The organism is uncultured Methylobacterium sp. (genome assembly GCF_964244095.1).
Taxonomy (GTDB): domain Bacteria; phylum Pseudomonadota; class Alphaproteobacteria; order Rhizobiales; family Beijerinckiaceae; genus Methylobacterium.
Window position 1 is genome coordinate 1 of record NZ_CAXTHR010000079.1, and the last position, 19,828, is coordinate 19,828.

At 69.9% G+C, this 19,828-nt stretch carries 17 protein-coding genes and 2 pseudogenes; 9 read left to right on the top strand and 10 right to left on the bottom strand.

Features of this window, described 5'->3' with window-relative positions:
* Both ACFE86_RS13455 and ACFE86_RS13460 read right to left on the bottom strand, forming a co-directional pair.
* Positions 1–626, bottom strand: a pseudogene (locus tag ACFE86_RS13455) (formate dehydrogenase); the annotation flags it as partial.
* Complete coding sequence (locus ACFE86_RS13460; protein ID WP_375455837.1) at positions 623–1,096, bottom strand: formate dehydrogenase subunit gamma; 474 nt, start codon at positions 1,094–1,096, stop codon at positions 623–625. The pseudogene ACFE86_RS13455 and the gene ACFE86_RS13460, both read right to left, overlap by 4 nt.
* 482 nt (positions 1,097–1,578) lie before the next feature.
* Between ACFE86_RS13460 and ACFE86_RS13465 the strand changes: the two genes are divergently transcribed.
* Complete coding sequence (locus tag ACFE86_RS13465) at positions 1,579–1,740, top strand: hypothetical protein (RefSeq protein WP_375455838.1); 162 nt, start codon at positions 1,579–1,581, stop codon at positions 1,738–1,740.
* A 10-nt stretch (positions 1,741–1,750) separates the two neighbouring features.
* Here ACFE86_RS13465 and ACFE86_RS13470 read toward each other — a convergent pair whose 3' ends face one another.
* From ACFE86_RS13470 to ACFE86_RS13485, 4 genes are all read right to left on the bottom strand, one after another.
* Positions 1,751–2,590 carry an ABC transporter permease gene (locus ACFE86_RS13470; protein ID WP_375455839.1) on the bottom strand — a complete coding sequence of 280 codons (840 nt, stop codon included), beginning with the start codon at positions 2,588–2,590 and terminating at the stop codon, positions 1,751–1,753.
* A gap of 332 nt (positions 2,591–2,922) precedes the next feature.
* Positions 2,923–3,876 (bottom strand): aliphatic sulfonate ABC transporter substrate-binding protein, encoded by a 954-nt coding sequence (locus ACFE86_RS13475; protein ID WP_375455840.1) that lies wholly within the window; start codon positions 3,874–3,876, stop codon positions 2,923–2,925.
* 143 nt (positions 3,877–4,019) lie between these two features.
* A complete protein-coding gene (locus tag ACFE86_RS13480) occupies positions 4,020–4,406 on the bottom strand; it encodes a type II toxin-antitoxin system PemK/MazF family toxin (RefSeq protein ID WP_375455841.1) in 387 nt (128 codons plus the stop codon).
* Positions 4,360–4,605 carry an AbrB/MazE/SpoVT family DNA-binding domain-containing protein gene (locus ACFE86_RS13485; RefSeq protein ID WP_375455842.1) on the bottom strand — a complete coding sequence of 82 codons (246 nt, stop codon included), beginning with the start codon at positions 4,603–4,605 and terminating at the stop codon, positions 4,360–4,362. Before ACFE86_RS13485 ends, ACFE86_RS13480 begins: the two co-directional genes overlap by 47 nt.
* A 413-nt stretch (positions 4,606–5,018) precedes the next feature.
* On the opposite strand from ACFE86_RS13485, the gene ACFE86_RS13490 reads away from it, so the two are divergent.
* The 6 genes from ACFE86_RS13490 (at position 5,019) to rpmF (ending at position 11,560) form a co-directional block, all read left to right on the top strand.
* On the top strand, positions 5,019–7,811 hold the full coding sequence (locus ACFE86_RS13490) for a [protein-PII] uridylyltransferase (protein ID WP_375455843.1): 2,793 nt from the start codon (positions 5,019–5,021) through the stop codon (positions 7,809–7,811).
* 80 nt (positions 7,812–7,891) lie between these two features.
* On the top strand, positions 7,892–8,542 hold the full coding sequence (grpE, locus tag ACFE86_RS13495) for a nucleotide exchange factor GrpE (protein ID WP_375455844.1): 651 nt from the start codon (positions 7,892–7,894) through the stop codon (positions 8,540–8,542).
* Positions 8,543–8,805: 263 nt separating this feature from the next.
* Positions 8,806–9,558, top strand: a complete 753-nt coding sequence (lptC, locus tag ACFE86_RS13500; RefSeq protein ID WP_375455845.1) for an LPS export ABC transporter periplasmic protein LptC — start codon at positions 8,806–8,808, stop codon at positions 9,556–9,558.
* A complete protein-coding gene (locus ACFE86_RS13505) occupies positions 9,555–10,331 on the top strand; it encodes an LptA/OstA family protein (RefSeq protein WP_375455846.1) in 777 nt (258 codons plus the stop codon). Before lptC ends, ACFE86_RS13505 begins: the two co-directional genes overlap by 4 nt.
* Positions 10,332–10,363: 32 nt before the next feature.
* A complete protein-coding gene (lptB, locus tag ACFE86_RS13510; RefSeq protein WP_375455852.1) occupies positions 10,364–11,188 on the top strand; it encodes an LPS export ABC transporter ATP-binding protein in 825 nt (274 codons plus the stop codon).
* Positions 11,189–11,371: 183 nt separating this feature from the next.
* Positions 11,372–11,560, top strand: a complete 189-nt coding sequence (gene rpmF, locus ACFE86_RS13515; RefSeq protein ID WP_003601373.1) for a 50S ribosomal protein L32 — start codon at positions 11,372–11,374, stop codon at positions 11,558–11,560.
* Between the two features lie 533 nt (positions 11,561–12,093).
* Here rpmF and phaR read toward each other — a convergent pair.
* Positions 12,094–12,684 (bottom strand): polyhydroxyalkanoate synthesis repressor PhaR, encoded by a 591-nt coding sequence (phaR, locus tag ACFE86_RS13520; protein ID WP_375455847.1) that lies wholly within the window; start codon positions 12,682–12,684, stop codon positions 12,094–12,096.
* Between the two features lie 307 nt (positions 12,685–12,991).
* On the opposite strand from phaR, the gene ACFE86_RS13525 reads away from it, so the two are divergent.
* Both ACFE86_RS13525 and phbB read left to right on the top strand, forming a co-directional pair.
* On the top strand, positions 12,992–14,176 hold the full coding sequence (locus ACFE86_RS13525) for an acetyl-CoA C-acetyltransferase (protein ID WP_375455848.1): 1,185 nt from the start codon (positions 12,992–12,994) through the stop codon (positions 14,174–14,176).
* Positions 14,177–14,277: 101 nt separating this feature from the next.
* Entirely contained in the window at positions 14,278–15,006 is a 729-nt protein-coding gene (gene phbB, locus ACFE86_RS13530) for an acetoacetyl-CoA reductase (RefSeq protein WP_375455849.1), read from the top strand.
* Between the two features lie 92 nt (positions 15,007–15,098).
* On the opposite strand, the gene ACFE86_RS13535 is transcribed toward phbB, so the two are convergent.
* The 3 genes and pseudogenes from ACFE86_RS13535 to ACFE86_RS13545 all read right to left on the bottom strand — a co-directional run.
* Positions 15,099–16,388 carry a PepSY-associated TM helix domain-containing protein gene (locus ACFE86_RS13535; protein WP_375455850.1) on the bottom strand — a complete coding sequence of 430 codons (1,290 nt, stop codon included), beginning with the start codon at positions 16,386–16,388 and terminating at the stop codon, positions 15,099–15,101.
* Positions 16,389–16,398: 10 nt separating this feature from the next.
* On the bottom strand, positions 16,399–18,585 hold the full coding sequence (locus ACFE86_RS13540; protein ID WP_375455851.1) for a TonB-dependent receptor: 2,187 nt from the start codon (positions 18,583–18,585) through the stop codon (positions 16,399–16,401).
* Positions 18,586–19,128: 543 nt separating this feature from the next.
* Positions 19,129–19,828 (bottom strand): annotated as a pseudogene (locus tag ACFE86_RS13545) (glycerophosphodiester phosphodiesterase); the annotation flags it as partial.

The window sequence follows — 19,828 nt, forward strand, 5'->3', positions numbered from 1 at the left end:
GCGATGGTCATGCCCTCGATGAGGTTGAAGGGGTCGCCCTCCATCATCATCCGGTCGGCGAAGGTGCCGGAATCGCCCTCGTCGGCGTTGCAGACCACGTATTTCTGGTCCGCCTTCGCCAGCATCACCGTGTTCCACTTGATGCCGGCGGGGAAGCCCGCGCCGCCGCGGCCGCGCAGGCCCGACTCGCGCACCGCCGCGACGGTGCCCTCGGGCCCGAGCTTCAGTGCCGCCTCGAGGCCGCGATAGCCGCCATGCGCCCGGTAATCGGCCACCGACACCGGATCGATCACCCCGCAGCGGTGAAAGGTCAGGCGATGCTGGCGGGCGAGGAACGGGATCTGCTCCGGGTCGCCGAGCCGCAGGGCGTGCGCGCCGCCCGTCGTCAGGCCGGCATCCAGCAGCGCGTCCACGTCGGCCGGCGTCACCGGGCCGTAGGCGACGCGGCCCTCCGGCGTGCCGACCTCGACCATCGGCTCCAGCCAGAACAGGCCGCGCGAGCCGGTGCGGACGATGGTCACGTCGAGGCCGCGGCGTTCGGCCCCGGCAAACAGCGCGCGGGCGATGCGGTTGGCGCCGAGCCCGAGGGCGACGGCGTCGCGGGGGACGTAGAGGGTGATGCTCATGCGCGTGCCTCGTTCAGGACCGCTTCGAGGCCGTCGGCGGTGAGCCGCGCGATCGGCTGGCCGTCGACCAGCGCCGCGGGGGCGTTGGAGCACAGCCCGAGGCAGTAGACCGGCTCGACCGTGGCGTTGCCATCGCTGGTGGTGCCGTGCCAGCCGGTGCCGAGCCGCGACAGGATCTCGGCGTGCAGACGGTCCGAGCCCATCGCCTGACAGGCCTCGGCCCGGCACAGCTTGACCTCGTGACGCCCGGCGGGGTGCGCGCGGAAGTCGTGGTAGAAGGTGATGCAGCCGTGGACCTCGGCCCGCGACAGGTTCAGCGCATCGGCGATCAGCGGCACCGCGCCGGCATCGACGTAGCCGAAGGTCTCCTGCAGCGCGTGCAGGATCGGGAGGGTGGCACCTTCGAGATGGCTGTGTTCGGCGATGATCCCGGAGGCGCGGGGCGCATCCCAGGGCTCGTGGCGCGGCATGGGTTCCTGCCTAGATTGTTTCCGTTCTAAAACGGATTGGAACAGAAATGCCGATTGCATTCAATCGCGCAGATCGGTCGCTTGACAAAGAATGCCTGTCGCCGCCCGGGGACGGCGTGCGGCCCATGCTCCGCCTTGCCGAGGATCGGATAAGTTTTCAACGGCCTCGATTTGTCATGGTGCAGTGCTTTAAGAATCCGAGATGCGGTCCAGGCCAGGCTGGTCTGCAATAAAATACTGGCCGCCCGCGCCGCCGGGCGTGCCGTCCCCACCGGGCGCACCGGAACGGGGCCGGGATGACGGCGCAATCCTCGCGCGACGGCGCGCGGAAGATTTTTTGCACGCGCGCACGCGCCGAAGATTTCTTGCAACCGCCTGAAACGAAAGATCGGCGGGGGCTTTAACATAGCTTAAACGGCAACCGGGATCGTCAGCCAGGCTCCCGGCGGCGGGAAGGCGATGTGCCGCAGGGAAGCAGTCTCATGCTGAAGATCGATCTCCACCCACCCCAGGCCGGCCCGGGCTCGGACCCCGTGCTCTACGGCGTTGCGGCCGGGCTCGCCGAACTGTTCCCGCCCGTCATCGGGCACGACCCCGCCGCGGCGGGTCCCGATCTGTCCGAGGACGAGGACGAGCAGGACTGAAAACGCGCGGCTACAACGCCTCGCGCGCCGTGTCCTGCCAGCGCACCAGCGGCTCCGTCAACGCCACCAGCACCGCGTCGGCGAGCTTGCCCGCCACCGCGAAGGCGATGATCGCGGCGAGGATCTGCTCCGGCTTCGAGAATTGCTGCCCGTCGATCAACAGGTAGCCGAGGCCCTCGGACGCCCCCATCAGTTCCGCCGCGACGACGAACAGGAAGCCGAGGCCCAGCCCCGTGCGCAGGGCCGTGAGCGTCGCCGGCAGCACCGCGGGCAGGAGGATGCGTCGCACCTGCGCCGCCCGCGACAGCCGGAAGATGCGCCCGACCTCGACGAGTTTGCGATCGACGCTCGCGATGGCGCCCGCGACCCCGACATAGACCGGGAAGAACACGCCCACCGCGATCAGCGTCACCTTGGGCGTCTCCAGGATGCCGAACCACAGGATGAACAGCGGCACCCAGGCGAGCGAGGGCACGGCGCGCAGCGCCTGCAAGCTCGGATCGACGAGCCGGCGAAGCGTCGGCAGCGTCGCGGTGAGCGCGCCCGCGACGATCCCCGCGGCGGCGCCCAGCCCGAAGCCGAGGCCGACGCGGACTAGCGTCGCCGCGACGTGCATCCACAGGTCGCCGGAGGCGGCCAGGGCCCACAGCGTGGCCCCGATCTGGCTCGGCGGCGGCAGCAGGCGGCCCTGCGCGAGGCCGGTGCGCACCGCGAGTTCCCAGCCGAGCGCCAGCGCCAGCGGCAGGACGAGGCCGAGGCCCGCGTGCCGGCCCCGGCCGAACAGCGCGGCCCTCCGGCGCGCCGCGGCCTTCGCGGGGGAGGCCTCGGCGGTGGCGGCGGAGCCGGTCATCGGGTGGCCGGAACGGTGGCGTGGGTTCGCATCGGGCCGATCGTAGGGATGGCGTTCGGCGGCGCTATAGCACGCCGCGTCCGGCGCGGCGCCCGGTCGCTAAGCAGGCATTCGTGGCCTCGCCCACGAAGGCCTGCTTCGATCTCTTTAGTTGCCGCATCATTTTTTTCGCGCGAACCGGCGGCCACTTCGCGCAATGATGCTTAGAGTGCTTTCCGACGAAGTGGACACCGGTTCGTCGCAAGGAAGCACGTCAAAACAAGGACCTGGAGCCGTTCCCGACCCAACGTGGTCGGGAACGGCTCCAGCCGCACGGACCGCCTCGGCCGAGCCTACGGCGCCGGGTTGAAGGCCGGGTCGAGCAGACCGTCGACCGCCGCCGCGACGTCGGTCCCGGCCGGGACGATCCCGGCCTGCTGCAGGGCGAGGCCGGCGGCGCGGATCGCGGCGGCCTGCGTCGGGCCGACCGCCGGCTCGGAGAGGTCGGTGCGCTCGATCTGCCGGGCGATCACCGGATCGGGGAGCTTCGTCGCGGACACGAGCGCCGCCCGCAGCGCGTCGGGCTCGGCGACCGCCACGCGCCGCGCCCGCTCGTAGGCGGCGATCACGGTGCGGACGAGGTCCGGGTTGTCGCGCGCGAAGGCCTCGCGCACGGCGAGCAGGCCCCAGGTGTTGGCCGAGGCGTCGCGGAAGAACAACGTGTCGCCGTTCTCGATCTCGGCCGCGGCCATCATCGGGTCGAGGCCGGCCCAGGCGTCGACGTCGCCGCGGTCGAGCGCCGTGCGGCCGTCGGCGTGCTGGAGCAGGACGAGCTTGGCGTCGCGCTCGGTCAGCCCCGCGCCCTGGAGCGCGCGGATCAGGAAGATGTGCGGGTCGGTGCCGCGGGTGACGGCGATGCGCCGGCCCTTGAGGTCGGCGACCCGCGCGATCCCCGAATCCTTGCGGGTGACGAGCGCGGTCCATTCCGGCCGCGAGAACGCGTAGACCGCCTTGATCGGGTTGCCGTTGATGCGCGCGACGAGCGCCGCGGCGCCGGCCGACGAGCCGAAATCGATCGCGTCGGCATTGAGGAATTCGAGCGCCTTGTTCGAGCCGAGCGACTGCACCCAGCGCACCGCGATGCCCTTCGGCTTCAGGGCCTCCTCCAGGAAACCCTTCTCCTTCAGGACGAGGCCGACCGGATTGTAGCTCGCCCAGTCGAGGCGGATCTCCTTCACGTCGGCGGCAAAGGCCGGCGCGGCGGCGAGCGCGAGGGCGGCGAGGAGGGTGCGGCGGAGGAGGCGCATGGCGGGTCCGTTGGCGGGTCCGTTTCGGATCGGGCGTCGATGCGAGCTAGAGCAGGATCGTTCGTTATGTCAAACGGAAATTCCGCAAGAGCGGACAGGGCGGGCGACTGGCCCGAACCCTGCCGCATCGCGGACTCCGCGCCTCACGTCAGTTGCAGGAAGGCCGCGATCTTCGCCTTCACGTCCGCGATCACCTCCTCCGGCGCCACGTCGGCGAAGCGCGCGCCGCCCTCGGACCAGGAAAGCGGCTTGCCCTGATCCGCCAGCACGAAGCCGTGGATCGTCAGACCGGCCGGCAGGGCGACCTCGTAGGGGTAGCCGCGCCCGCGGCTGGTGATCGGGCAGGCGAAGCAGCGCCCGACGAGGCCATTGTAGGCGCGCGGCGTCAGAACAAGGCCCGGGCGGATGAAACCCTGCTCGGTCCCGACATGCGAGCTGAAGTTCAGGAAGATGATATCCCCGAGATCCGGACAGTAGGGCGTGTCACCAGATCTCTTCGCCGACGGCTGGTCCGCCGAACTGATCGTCATGAAGATTGTCTCTCGTGATGCCCGCGAGCAGTCCGTCGAAGGTGTAGCGCGGCGGGTCCGCGCGTGGCGCGATGACGATGCGGCCCTGCTCGACGCTCAGATCGGCGCTGCTGCCCTCGGTGGCGCCAACGCCTCGCAGGACATGGGCCGGGATGCGGAGGGCGAGGCTGTTGCCCCACCTGGAGAACTGGACGATCATTTTCGATCAGCACCGACAACGACGACACGGACGACCAAGGCAAGCCTGAACGGGCGAGCCTCGGACGTATCTTCTTCGTATCTACGTCGCAACCGGATGTCCGGCAAATGCGGCTTGCCTCAACGTGCTTCTCGACGAGGTGGACACCGGTTCGTCGCAGGCAAGCACGTGCAAGACGAGACCTGAGAGCCGTGCCCGATCCAACTTGGTCGGATACGGCTCCAAGTGGACCGCGGTTCGCGGGGAAGAATGATCCGACCACAAGGAGATGTGAGCAGGCTTGCGTGGGCGGGGCCACGAAAGCCTGCTCAGGTCGGGGGTCCATCGCGTTCCTACGACCTGCGAGACCCACGCCGCCTTCCACCCGGTCGGCGCCCGCTGGCAGTCTAGGCGGATCATGCTAACGGGGAGCGATGTTCGACGCCGTCGCAGCCCTCGACAAGGTACTCGACGCCCTGGACCGCGAGGCGCGCGAGCCGACCAAGCTCCGCGCCGCCCTGGTGCCGGAGCTGAAGCGCGTGATCCAGGCCGGCCACGCGGCGGCGGAGGCGCAGCTCCTCAAGGACCGGGACGGCATGCGCTGCGCCCGCGCGCTCTCGAACCTCACCGACGCGGTGGTGCGCGCGATCCACGATGCCGTGGTCTGGCGGCTGTACCCGAACGACAACCCGTCCACCGGCGAGCAGCTCGCGGTGGTGGCGACCGGCGGCTACGGCCGGGGCACGATGGCGCCGGGCTCCGACATCGATCTCCTGTTCTTGCTGCCCTACAAGCAGACCGCGTGGTCGGAGAGCGTCGTCGAGGCGATGCTCTACGTGCTGTGGGACCTCAAGCTGAAGGTCGGCCACGCCACCCGCTCGGTGGAGGAGTGCCTGCGCGAGGCCCGCGCCGACATGACGATCCGCACCGCGCTGCTGGAGGCGCGCTTCCTGTTCGGCACCCGTGCCCTGTTCGAGGAGCTGGTGACGCGCTTCGATTCCGAGCTGGTGATGGGCACGGCCCACGAGTTCGTCGAGGCCAAGCTGCGCGAGCGCGACGGGCGGATCACCAAGGCCGGCTCGTCGCGCTACCTCGTCGAGCCCAACGTCAAGGACGGCAAGGGGGGCCTGCGCGACCTCAACACCCTGTTCTGGATCGCCAAGTACACCTACCGGGTGCGCGATCAGGTCGAGCTCGTCGCCGCCGGCCTGTTCACGGCCGAGGAGTACCGCCTGTTCGAGCGGTGCGACGCGTTCCTGTGGCGGGTGCGCTGCCACCTGCACTTCATCACCGGGCGCTCCGAAGAACGGCTGTCGTTCGGGCTCCAACCCCGGATCGCCGAGCGCCTCGGCTTCGGCCCGCGCGGCGGGCTGTCGGGCGTCGAGCGGTTCATGAAGGCCTACTTCCTGACCGCCAAGGATGTCGGCGACCTCACCGCCATCGTCTGCGCCGAGCTGGAGGCGCGCCACGCCAAGCGCACGCCGGTGCTCGACCGCTGGATCGGCAAGTTCCGCGACCGCTTCCGCGCCACCGCGATCGAGGCCGAGGATTTCTGGCTCGACCACGGCCGGGTCAACCTGCGCGCCGAGGACACCTTCGAGCGCGACCCCGTCAACCTGCTGCGGCTGTTCTGGCTCGCCGACAGGCACAACCTCGCGATCCACCCGGACGCCAAGCGGCTGGCGAGCCGGTCGTTGCGGCTGATCGGCCACGGCTTGCGCGCGGACGCGGAGGCCAACCGCCTGTTCCTCGAGATCCTCACCTCGCGGAACTCGCCCGAATCGGTGCTGCGTCAGATGAACGAGGCGGGCGTGCTCGGCCGCTTCGTGCCGGATTTCGGCCGCATCGTCGCGATGATGCAGTTCAACATGTACCACCACTTCACGGTGGACGAGCACCTCCTGCGCGCGCTCGGCGTGCTCGCCGCGATCGATTCCGGCCGCACTGAGGAGGCGTTCCCCCTGGTCTCGCGGCTCGTCGGCGCGATCCACAACCGCCGGGCGCTCTACGTCGCGATCCTGCTGCACGACATCGCCAAGGGGCGCCCCGAGGACCATTCCATCGTCGGCGCGGCGATCGCGGGGCGGCTGTGCCCGCGCTTCGGCCTGACGCCCTTGGAGACCGAGACGGTGGCGTGGCTCGTCGAGCACCACCTGCTGATGTCGATGACGGCCCAGAGCCGCGACCTCTCGGACGCCAAGACCATCGAGAAGTTCGCCGCCGTCGTGCAGACCCTGGAGCGCCTGCGGCTGCTGACGATCCTGACGGTGGCCGACATCACCGCCGTCGGCCCCGGCGTCTGGACCGCGTGGAAGGGGACGCTGATGCGCACCCTCTACGACGAGACCGAGGTGGTGCTCTCGGGCGGCCATTCCGAGTTCGCCCGCACCGACCGGGTGCGCCTGATCCAGATGTCCTTGCGCGAGCAACTGCCCGAATGGTCGTCGGACGTGTTCGACGCCTATGCCGGGCGCCACAACCAAGCCTATTGGCTCAAGGTCGACGGCGTGCGCCAGTTCAAGAACGCCGGCTTCATCAAGGCGGCGATCGAGGCCGGCCGCACCAGCGCCACCGCGGTCGAGACCGATCCCGTCCGCGGCGTCACCGAACTGTCGGTGTACGCGCCCGACCATCCGCGGCTTCTGGCTATCGTGACGGGCGCGTGCGCGGCGGCCGGCGGCAACATCGTCGACGCGCAGGCCTTCACCACGAGCGACGGCTTCGCGCTCGATTCGATCTTCATCTCCCGCGCTTTCGAGCGCGACGAGGACGAGATGCGCCGGGGCCGGCGCATCACCACGGCGATCGAGCGCGCGCTGAAGGGCGAGATCCGGATCGCCGACCTCGTCGCCGACAAGCATCCGCCCGGCAACGGCCGGGCCAAGACCTTCCTGATCCCGCCGGATGTCGCCATCGACAACGCCCTGTCGAGCCGCGAGACCGTGGTCGAGGTCACCGGCCTCGACCGGCCGGGGCTGCTCTACGAGCTGACCACGTCGCTCAACCGGCTCAACCTCAACATCACCTCGGCGCATGTGGCGACCTTCGGCGAGCGCGCGGTGGACGTGTTCTACGTCACCGACCTCACCGGCACCCGCGTCACCCAGCCCGACCGGCAGGCGGCGATCCGCGGCGCGGTGATGGAGGTGTTCGCCGGCGACGTGGCGGCGCTGAAGGCCGAAGGGCTGGAGGCGCTGGTCGCCGCGCCGCCGCCGCGGGAGGCGTGAGCCGGTCGGGTTGATTTCGCGCGCCGCCCGCCTGATATCAGCGCCGACCCCGACATCTCTTCCCGAAGACGTCTTTCGCCATGATGAGCAACGACATGCAGCACGACGACCCGCGCCAGAACACGGTCGAGGCCGGCGCCGGCGCGGCGCATGAGGCCGCCGAGGCCCATGAGGGGCCGGTCCATGAGGCGCCGGCCCCCGACGCGGCGCTCGCCGCGATGACCGCCGAGCGGGACGAGCTCAAGGACCGGACCCTGCGCACGCTGGCCGAGATGGAGAACCTGCGCCGCCGCACCGAGCGCGAGGTCGCCGACGGGCGCGCCTACGCAGTGACGAACTTCGCCCGCGACGTGCTCAACGTCGCCGACAACATCCGCCGGGCGCTCGACAGCGTGCCGGCCGAGGCGCGGGCCGCGGCCGAGGGTGCGCTGAAGAACCTGATCGACGGGATCGAGCTGACCGAGCGGGATCTGGCCAAGACCCTGGAGCGGCACGGGGTCAAGCCGGTCGAGCCCAAGGGCCAGCGGTTCGACCCGAACCGCCACCAGGCGATGTTCGAGGTGCCCGATCCGGAGGTGCCGGCCGGCACCGTCGTGCAGGTGGTGCAGTCGGGCTACGTCATCGGCGACCGGGTGCTGCGCCCGGCCCTCGTCGGCGTCGCCAAGGGCGGACCGCGGGTCGGCCCGGGCGGCGAGCCGAAGGCGGGCGCGACGCCGGCCGACGCCGCCTGAGCCCGGACGGCGCGTCCTGCGGATGCCGTCCAGAGGCCCGTGAAGCGGCAAGTTCGGTTCCCGTCTCTAGCTTGCCGGTGGGCTGCGGGTGTGCGACCGCACAACGCGCCCACGAACCGTCCCGCGCATCGGTCAAGCGTGCATGATGGTTGAACATTCGGAAACGCCTGGGCCATAACTTCGCCATCGGCCGGGCGCATCCCGGCCGGACAGGTGCGGCTCGCGGGCGCGCCATCCTCGAAGCGTCGCCCATCGGAATCGTCATGCAGGTGGTCGACGCGATCGGGACGGACGGCCTCGCGCAGGGCGGGGGCGACCCGCGCCGGAGCCGCGCCCATGCCCGCGCCCACCGCCACAGCGCCCGGGTGCGCATCCTGCGCCGGGTGCTTCCCGTGATCGCGGGCGGCGCCGTGCTCGCGCTCGGCGCTTGGCTGCTTAACCCGTTCGGGACGGTCCTCCCCGGCGTGAGCGTCGGGCCGGTCAGCCTGTCCGGCAGCAAGGTGCGGATGGAGAACCCCAGGCTCTCGGGTTTCCGCAAGGGCGACCGCGGCTACGAGGTCACCGCCACGGCGGCGCTGCAGGACATGCGCAAGCCGAGCCTGATCGACCTCGAAGCGATGCGCGGGCACATCGCCACCGACGATCGCGGTGGCGTCGCCCGGCTCGAAGCCGCCACCGGCCTGTTCGACACCACCCGCGAGGCGCTCGAACTCAAGCGCGACATCCGGATCTGGACCGACAGGGGCGAGGAGGCGCGGCTGCAATCGGCCGCCATCGACTTCAAGGCCGGCAGCGTGCGCTCGCAAGAGGCGGTCACCGTCACGGTGCCGAGCGGGCAGGTCGTCGCCGACGGGCTCGACGTGGTCGAGAACGGCCGCGTCATCTCCTTCATCGGCAACGTCCACGCCGTGTTCCACGGCGCGGGGAAGGCCGAGGACGGCACGGTGCACAAGCCGGCCGCGGTGCCGTTGCGCGTGCTGACCTCCGCCGCCGAACCGACGGACGCACGGCCATGACGTCTTCCCGCGCGCCTGCCTCCCGCGCATCCTCGCGCGCCCTCGCCTGGGCGCTGGTCGCCGCAGGGCTGCTCGCGCCCGCGTCCGCCCGGGCCGAGAAGCCGGCGGTCGCGGCGTCGCCGAAGAGGGACCCGGCCGCGCCGCTCGGCGCGCTCGGCGGCGGCAGGGAGCCGATCAAGATCGACGCCGACCGCCTCGACGTGTTCGACCGCGAGAGCAGGGCGACGTTTTCCGGCAACGTCGTGGCCGTGCAGGGCGACAGCACCATCCGCTGCTCGACCATGACCGTCCATTACAAGCGCGGCAAGGACAAGGACGCCAAGGACAGGGACACGACGGACAAGGACGCGCGGACCGAGCCCGCGGCCGACGGGAAGCCCGCGGATGCGGGCGGCCTCGGCGAAAACGGCATCCAGCGGGTGGACTGCGCCGGCCCGGTTACGGTGGTGCAGAAGGATCAGGTCGCCACCGGCGACAGCGCGGTGTTCGATCAGGCGGCCAAGCGCATCGTGCTCACCGGCAACGTCGTGCTGAGCCAGTGCCAGAACGTCACCCGCGGAAGCCGCCTCGTCTACGACATGGGCACCGGCCGCGCGAACATGGACCCGGCGCCGGGCGGGCGCGTCTCGGCCCTGTTCGTGCCGGGCGAGAAGTCTGATGCCAGGGACAGGGCGGGCAAGGGCTGCCCGCAGCCGGCCGGGTTCGTCAAGGCGCCGGCCGTGCCGAAGCCGGCGGCGGCGGATGCGGGGAAGATCCGGGCCCAGGCGCAGTGAGCGGGTCGGTCGGCGTCCCCGGCGGCCAAGCCCTGTCGCCGCACCGGTCCGAGACCGCGCCCCGCGCCACGTGGCTCGGCCGCGTCCTCGGCCGTGCCCGCGCGCAGGCGCCGCCGGCCGCCGTCGAGGGCGGCCCCGGCATCCTCAGCGTGCGCGGCCTGCGCAAGAGCTACGGCGCGCGCACCGTCGTCCACGAGGCCGGCCTGACGGTCCGCACCGGCGAGGCGGTGGGCCTGCTCGGGCCGAACGGGGCCGGCAAGACCACGATCTTCTACATGATCACCGGCCTGGTCGCGGCCGACCGCGGCCACATCACGCTGGACGGCTTGGCCATCACCCACCTGCCGATGTATCAGCGGGCTCGCCTCGGCATCGGCTACCTGCCCCAGGAAGCCTCGATCTTCCGCGGTCTGAGCGTGGAGGACAACATCCGCGCCGTCCTGGAAGTCGCGGAGCCGGACAGGACGGCGCGTGCGAAAAAACTCGACGCGCTGCTGGAGGAGTTCGACATCGCGCGCCTGCGCAAGGCGCCGTCCATCGCCCTGTCGGGGGGCGAGCGCCGCCGCTGCGAGATCGCCCGGGCGCTCGCCTCGTCGCCGACCTTCATGCTGCTCGACGAGCCGTTCGCCGGCATCGACCCGATCGCGGTCGGCGACATCCAGGACCTCGTCAAGCACCTCAAGCAGCGCGGCATCGGCGTGCTGATCACCGACCACAACGTGCGCGAGACGCTGGGCCTGATCGACCGCGCCTACATCGCCCATTCCGGCCGTATCCTCACCGAGGGCACGCCCGAGGAGATCGTCGCCAACGCCGACGCGCGCCGGCTCTACCTCGGCGAGGATTTCCGGCTCTGAGGCGCGATCGTGCCGCGCCGCTTGCGCAATCCCATGCCGCAGCCCGCAAATCCCGCCCTAGCCAGGGTGATGCGGGCTCGCTATAAGCCCGTCTTCCAATCTCCGTGTCGGGCGATGCGCGGGGCGATCCTTCGGGAGGCGCCCAGGCCCCGCTTCGACGCCGGACCGCGAGGATTTCCCGTCATGGCCGTTCCGAAGCGCAAGACCTCCCCCTCCCGCCGCGGCATGCGCCGCTCGGCCGACGCCCTCAAGGCGCCGACCTACGTCGAGGACAAGGATTCGGGCGAACTGCGCCGCCCGCACCACATCGACCTGAAGACCGGGATGTATCGCGGCCGTCAGGTGCTCAAGGTCAAGTCGGCCGAGGCCTGAGCGCCTTCGATCGCTTCACCGCCACACCGCGTGCGGCCGCGAAACGCGGGACACGTCACGGCATGACGGCTAGGCGGTGCGCCGCCCCGCCTCGGCGTAGAGCGCCGCGGCGGCCCGCGTCCGCTCCAGGCGCGACGGCCGCAGGGTCGGATCGGCCTCGACGATCATCTGCGCCAGGAAACCCGCAAGCGGCCGTCCGCTCCCGCGGGATGTCGGCGCCGGCTCCGCACGCGGCGCCTCGGCCCGTCCGCCGTCGAGGGCGACCAGCGCGCGCGACGGTTCGGCGCGCGCGGACTCGGACCGGGGGCCTCGAGGCGCCGGCTCGGTCGCCCGTGTCGTTTCGGGACGCCCGACTGTCCTGATCCGCACCATGGCCCGCATCCCCCCGCTCGTGGCCTGCGGGTGCTGCAAGGATGGGGCCGGCGTTAACGGTTCGTCAACCTCTCATCGGGCGGCATTCGCCAGCCTGCGACGCCCGAACCCGCAGCTTCGCTCCGGCCGTCCGGGGAAATCAGGGCGCAGTGCGAAAAGCCCTACTTCCTGGCCAGGGCTTCGAGGCGCTCCTGCATCGCCAGCATCTGGCGCTTGAGGTCGTCGAGGTCGCTGCCGGAGGCCGGCGCGGCGACCGCGGGCGGGGCGGCGGCGTTCGCAACGCCGGGCGGCGCGAAGCCGGTGAGCATCTTCATGGCATCGCCGAAGAAGCCCATGTTGGCCCGCACCTGCTGCTCGATGGCGCTCTGGAACACCGAGGGGCCGAATCCGGACGAGACCTTCTCGCGCAACCCGTCCTGGTCGCGGGCGAAGTTCGCCATCGAGAATTCGAGGAAGCTCGGCACCATCGTGCGCATGCTGTCGCCGTAGAAGCGGATGAGCTGGCGCAGGAACGCCACCGGCATGAGGTTGTCGGCGCCGGCCTTGTTCTCCTGCTCGAAGATGATCTGCGTCAGCACCGAGCGGGTGATGTCGTCGCCCGAGCGCGCGTCGTAGACGACGAAGTCCTCGCCGGACTGGACCATCGTCGAGAGGTCTTCGAGGGTGACGTAGGTCGAGGTGCCGGTGTGATAGAGCCGCCGGTTCGCGTATTTCTTGATGACGGTCTGCTGTGCCTTGACGCTGTCCGCCATCTCTGCGGCCTCTCCCGATCGCGCGACGACCCTGGACCGCCCCCGCCGCCGGTGGCCGTCCCCGCGCCCTGTCCCGACCTTAAGGCTTTCAGCCGGCGCCGAAAACAGCAATCTGCCGGCTTTTCCCGCGGAATAATGCATCCTGTCGGTTCGGGTGGGACGGGAAGCGGATTTTCCGTTCCGCGGCCGCGTCACGCCGGGTGCCGCGGCCTGCTTGACTTCATCCGGACGAGGCCCTTCATCCGGGAGGACGGCTCGGAGCGCGCGACCCTCAAGGCGCGCCGGCCGACGCGAGGAGACACGTCAGATGGCAGGCAGCGAAGACATCGTCATCGTCGGCGCGGCGCGCACGCCCGTCGGCGCGTTCGGCGGCGCGTTCAACACCGTGCCCGCGCACGAACTCGGCAAGGTCGCGATCATGGCGGCGTTGGAGCGGGCCGGCGTTTCCCCCGACGACGTCGACGAGGTGATCTTCGGCCAGGTGCTCACCGCGGGCGCCGGCCAGAACCCGGCGCGCCAAGCCGCGATCGCCGCCGGCATCCCGGAGAAGGCCACCGCCTGGGGCGTCAACCAAGTCTGCGGCTCGGGGCTCCGCACGGTGGCGCTGGGCATGCAGCAGATCGCCAACGGCGACGCCACCGTCATCGTGGCCGGCGGCCAGGAATCGATGTCGCTCAGCCCCCACGCGCAGTACCTGCGGGGCGGCCAGAAGATGGGCGACGTCAAGCTCGTCGACACGATGATCAAGGACGGGCTGTGGGACGCCTTCAACGGCTACCACATGGGCACAACCGCCGAGAACGTGGCCCAGGCCTTCCAGATCAACCGCGAGCAACAGGACGCGTTCGCGACGCGCTCGCAGAACAAGGCCGAGGCCGCCCGCAGGGAGGGCCGCTTCAAGGAGGAGATCGCCCCCGTCACCGTGTCCGGCCGCAAGGGTGACGTGGTGATCGACACCGACGAGTATATCCGCGACGGCGCGACGGTGGAGGCGATGGCCAAGCTGAAGCCCGCCTTCTCCAAGGACGGCACCGTGACCGCGGCCAACGCCTCGGGCCTCAACGACGGCGCCGCCGCGCTGGTGCTGATGTCGGCGCCTGAGGCCGAGCGCCGGGGCATCGCGCCGCTTGCCCGGATCGTGTCCTGGGCGACCGCCGGCGTCGATCCGAAGGTGATGGGCACCGGCCCGATCCCGGCCTCGCGAAAAGCCCTGGAGAAGGCCGGCTGGACGCCCTCCGACCTCGACCTGATCGAGGCCAACGAGGCGTTTGCCGCCCAGGCGCTCGCCGTGAACAAGGACATGGGCTGGGACGACGCGAAGGTGAACGTCAACGGCGGCGCCATCGCCATCGGCCACCCGATCGGCGCATCGGGCGCCCGCGTGCTCATCACGCTGCTGCACGAGATGAAGCGCCGCGACGCCAAGAAGGGGCTCGCCACGCTGTGCATCGGCGGCGGCATGGGCGTCGCCATGTGCGTCGAGCGCGCCTGATCGCACGGTCGGGATCAGGACAGGCCGCGCGCGGACGCCATCAGCACGCGGCCTGACGACAGGATACGGCCCGGAAACATCGACAAGAAACGGAGGAAACCATGGCTCAGGAACGCGTCGCCCTCGTCACCGGCGGCACCCGCGGCATCGGCGCTGCGATCTCGAAGGGGCTCAAGGCCAAGGGCTACAAGGTTGCCGCCAATTACGGCGGCAACGACGCGGCGGCCCACGCCTTCAAGGCCGAGACCGATATCCCCGTCTTCAAGTTCGACGTAGGCGATCTGGCGAGCTGCGAGGCCGGCATCAAGGCGATCGAGGCGGAACTCGGCCCGGTGGACATCCTGGTCAACAACGCCGGCATCACCCGCGACGGCGCGTTCCATAGGATGAGCTTCGAGAAGTGGCAGCAGGTCATCCGCACCAACCTCGACTCGATGTTCACCTGCACGCGGCCGCTGATCGAGGGCATGCGCACCCGCGGTTTCGGGCGCATCATCATCATCTCGTCGATCAACGGCCAGAAGGGCCAGGCCGGCCAGACCAACTACTCGGCGGCCAAAGCCGGCGTCATCGGCTTCGCCAAGGCGCTGGCGCAGGAGAGCGCGGCCAAGGGCATCACCGTCAACGTCGTGGCGCCGGGCTACATCGCCACCGAGATGGTGATGGCGGTGGCCGAGGACATCCGCAACAAGATCATCGCGTCGATCCCCACGGGGCGGCTCGGCGAGGCCGAGGAGATCGCCCACGCGGTCGCGTATCTGGCCAGCGACGAGGCCGCCTTCGTCAACGGCGCGACGCTGACGATCAACGGCGGCCAGCACTTCGTGTGATCGGAGCCGCGCCCGCCGTTCGGGTGCGCTGCGGGCAACGGCCCCCTCCGCGGCCGGGACCCGCGGAAGGGCACGAACAGCGCGACCCGTCTTTATTCCGCGGGCGCAGGATAGGCAGCCGGCAGCGCCGCCGTCTTCCCGCGCACGGAGACGCGCGCGGCCCGCTTGCGCCACCAGATCACCACGCCCGTCACGCTGAGCAGGGCGACCACGAGGCCCATGATCGAGATCAGGATGCGCCCGGGCAGCCCCAGGATGCGGCCCGAATGCACGGGAAACTGCGCTTGCACGAAGATGTCGGCCGCCGTGCCGACCCAGGGTTGGTGGTCTCCGAGCAGTCGGCCGTCCCGGCCGTCGTAGTACAGGCGTGGGGGCCCGACGCCGGCGGCGCCGTGGTCGTCGCCCGGCTGATAGAACGCCAGCGAGAAGATGCCGTATCGCTTGTTGTAGAACATGCCGCCGAGCGGTTCCGACCAGCCCCGCCGCGCCGCCTCGTCGCGACCCTGCCGGACGATCCGCTCGTAGGGGACGGCGGCCTCGATGGGGTCGTGCTTGTCGTTCGGCTTCCGTTGCATGAAAGGCGTCGGCGTCAGGTGCGAGACCTGTGACATCACCGGCAGAAACACCTCGCGGTAGAGGTTGAGCGAGAAGGCGGTGAAGGCGACGACGAACAGCAGCGCCCAGGTCCACAGGCTGAAGGCGCGGTGGAGATCGAAAGTGACCCGATAGGCGCTGCCCGAGGTCTTGATCTTCCAGGCCGGCTTCCAGCGCCGCCACCAGCCGCGCGCGAGCTGCCGCTCGACCGCGGCGGGCCGGTTCGGGTTCTGTCCGCGCCGGACCGGCAGCGTCAGGTAGAAGCCGGTGAAGCAGTCGATCGTCCAGAGGACGGCGATGCCGCCCAGGAGCCAGATGCCCCAGCGGTCGATGCCCCCCATTTCGGGCAGGTGCAGGGAGTAGTGCAGCTTGTACAGGAACGAGACCACGGTCTCGCGCGTGATCGGCCAAGCCTGCCCCCATTCCCGCCTGCCGATCTCGGCACCGGTGGTCGGATCGACGAAGACTTCGTTGTAGCCCGGCTCGTACAAACGGCCGGTCGCGGGGTCGCGGCGTGGCTGGACGTACATGGCCAGCGTCTCGCCCGGCCGGGCGGCGAGCGGGAGGGCGCTCACGGTCACCCGCGGGTCGCGGGCCTCGACCTGTCTGGCGAGTTCCAGTGACGCGAGAGCCGGCCCCTGACTCGCTCGCTCATGGAGGTGCGGGTTCAGCCACTCGTCGAGTTCGTGATCCCACGAGATGACCGCGCCCGTCAGGCCCGAGAAGATGAGGAAGCCTGCGATGGTCAGGCCGAACCAGCGATGCAGCAGGGTCAGGAATGGGCGCATGCTCACAATCTCAGAAATCGAACGTGGCCGAGAGAAGGTAGGTCCGCGGCGCACCCGGCGTCAGGAAGCCGCGACCCGTGGCGGCCCAGTACCGGAGGTCGGCCACGTTCTCGACGCTTACCCGAAGCGTGATCGGCTTGCCGGGCTCGCGCTCCCAGGCGTAGCGCGCGCCGAGATCGAAGCGCGTCCAATCGGGGATGCTTTGGGTGTTGGCCGTATCGTAGAATTGCGCGCTCGTGTGGATGACGCGGCCGGTCAACGTCAGGCCCCGGGCGAGCGCGAACGGCAGGTCGTACTCGCCATACAGGTTTAACTGGACATCGGGCACGCCGGGCGCGGTGCGCCCGTCGGTGAGACCGCCGGCCGTGCGTTCGAGCTTGCCGTCGAGCAGGGTGACGCCGCCGAGGAGGCGGAATCCCGGCAGCGGTTCTCCGAAGGCGGTGAACTCGAGACCCTGGTTGCGCTGCAATCCGTCCACGGCGAAACGCTGGGTGGCCGGATCGGTGAAGGCGCTGGGCTGCGTGATGTCGAAGGCCGCCAAGCCCAGCCCGACGATGCCGAGATCATACTTCGCACCGACCTCGTATTGCCTGCCGATGACGGGTGGGAACACCTGGCCCGCGTTCACCGCGGTCGTCGGTGCGATCGACCCCTGTTGCAGGGCTTCGATATAGTTGCCGTAGAGGGACAGGTTCTGCAGCGGCTTGACGACGAGGCCGACCGCCGGCGTGAAGGCGCCCCTGGCGTAGCTCGACGTCGTGGCGCCCGATCTGTCGAAGTTTGCCGCCTCGATCTCCTGATAGCGTCCGCCGAGGGTGAGGAGCACGCGCTCGTCGAAGACGGACAGGGTGTCGGCCAAGGCGAGGCTGCGCGTGACGCTGAGGCTGGACGGCCGCAGTGCCTGCGTGGCGAAGAACGGACGCGGGGCGATCGACGGCGCGTAGATGTTCGAGCGGATGCCCGTCGCCGCCGTCCCGCTGAAGTTGTCGAAGGGCCGATCGACGATGGCGGCCGAGACCGAGAACTGGTGGCCCACCGGCCCCGTCAGGGCCTTCGCCCGCAGGCCGACGTCTGCGGTCTGGTTGTCGTAGGCGCCGGGTCCGCCGGTCACCGTCTCGAGCGTGTCGCCGAGGCGGTTGACGATCTGCGGCGCTCCGATCAGGCTGTCCTCGCGATAGCGGTTCGCGCCGTAGGCGGCGTAGACGGTCACATCCTTTGTGACGTCGAACTCGGCGCGCAGGGCCGCGTAGGCGTTGCTGTGCTCGAAGAACTCCCAGGGCTGGCCGACGTTGATGCGGCCGCTGGGCGCCCTCGGGATCGGAAAGCCCGGCGCGACGGTCCTGAACTGGGTGACGCCGTCGATCCGCTCGTTCTGATAGCCGAAGTCGGCGCTGAGGCGGACCCGGTCGCCACGGTAGTCCAGGCCGAGGGACGCCGTGCCGAACGCGATCGCGCTTCGGTCGACGGCCGAGTCGCCCTGGCGATAAGCGCCGTTGAACCGCGCACCCCACTCGTTGTTCGCGCCGAAGCGCCGGCCGAGGTCGAGGTGGGTCCCGAGTTCGGTCCTGGAGAAGACGCCCGTCGTGATGCGCGTGATCGGCGCGTCCGTCGCCCGCTTCGGGATCAGGTTGATCGTCCCGCCGATGCCGCTCCCGATCGGCGGGACGCCGTTGAGGAAGCTGCTCGGCCCCTTGAAGATCTCGACGCGCTCGATGCCCTCGATCGCCGGGCGCCGGATGTCGACGATGCCGTAGAGGCCGTCGAAGCCGAGATCGAAGGGAAAGAACGGGTAGCCGCGAATGAAGAACTGGTCGGAGAACCCGTTGCGGGGCAGGAGGCTGCGCACGGAGGGATCGTTGGCGACGACGTCGGCGACGGTGCGGGCCTGCTGATCGCGGATCAGCCTGTCGGTGTAGCTCGTCACGCTGAACGGGGTATCGAAGGTGTTTCGATTGCCGAGCAGGCCGACGCGGCTGCCGCTGCCGACCTGGCCCCCGGCGTAGGGCGCGGGCGGCTGCCCGATCACGCCGGTCGCCGGCGGCTGCCCGGTTCCTTGTCCTACCACCACGAGCTCGTCGAGCGTGACCGCGGCGTCCTGCGCAGAAGCCGATTGGCCCGGAAAAAGGCTCGGTATCAGGACGAGCGCCGCTCCCGTCCTGAACAGGCTCGCGGCGATGTCGAGATATAATGCACGCATAGCCGCCTCGGACCGGGCCCCGGCAAGTGATGCGTTGCCCGCCTCGCCGGGCCAGCAACCATCGCCGAAGAAACGTCAGCCTTGTTATGGCTGGCGGTGGGCCTAATGCATTTCCGCCACCGGAACAACGATAAAATCGTAATACCGAACGACGTTACAGTCTAGAATCATAATGATTATAACTTATAACGAATATAAGATGGGGCGGATACGGTCGTCTTTTCGTCGGAAGGGCGCATGTCTGGGCAGCCAGCCTGAGAAACGAGGTCCAAGCCGGCACGGCCCTACCTTGCTCGGGTACCGCAAGGCGTCTCACGCCGTTCAAACGTCGACACACCGCCTTCATCGGCCCAACACGGGTAGCCGCATTGGGGGCTTGCTTGCCGGCCTTGAACGGAAAGGCGAGAGCGTTTTCCATGATCTTCGGATCACGAAAGATGCTCTCCAGCCCCGTGTGGTCGCGTCGTCTTCACGCGAGCTGGCATCCACCTTGCCAGGACATGCGCCGACTATTCCTGAGACGGAAACCCTTCGGCCGCCGCCTCACTCGATCCCCATGCAGTTGGCGTAGAACGTCGCGGTCGCCGGCCAGTCGGAGAAGACGCCGCGCACGCCGACATCCCGGTACAGCACGTCCAGCAGCGCGAAGGTGTCGCCGTCCCGGTCGATCACCGGCTTGATCGACCTGTAGTAGCCGCCGCCGCCGTCTCTCAGCGGCCCCGAGCGCTCCAGCGACCACGTGACCAGGTCGAGCCCGGCGGCCTTCGCCGCGCGCGCGTAGGCGGAGGGCTCGATCGTCCCGCCCGCGCCGACCCGGACCAGCATCCATAGCGGCGGCGCGAGCGTGCGCACGCCCATCGCGGCAAGCTCGCCCATGCCGGGCTTCCAGCTTCCGGGCCGCTCGGGATCGAACCCCGGATCGGTCTCGTCGCGGTTGTCGAGCCACATCGCCTGCCGGCCGAAATCCGGCTCGGCTTTGAGCCAGTAGAGGATGTCGCGGAGCTGGAAGCTCTGGGGGAAGACCTCGGAGGCCGGGATGCCAGCCGCCTTGTAGGCGTCGATCATCGCCTGCGCGTAGCGGTCCTGGCCGTAATCGCCCTCGAACGGCATCGCCACCTCGGGCGCCTTCAGCTCCGGCGTGAACTTCCGGCCAAGCGACCGGACCAGCGCGATGTAGGCGTCGTGCGTCATCAGCGTGCCGGTGGTGGCGTAGAGGTCGGTGCGCCAGCGCGGCGTCGCGTTC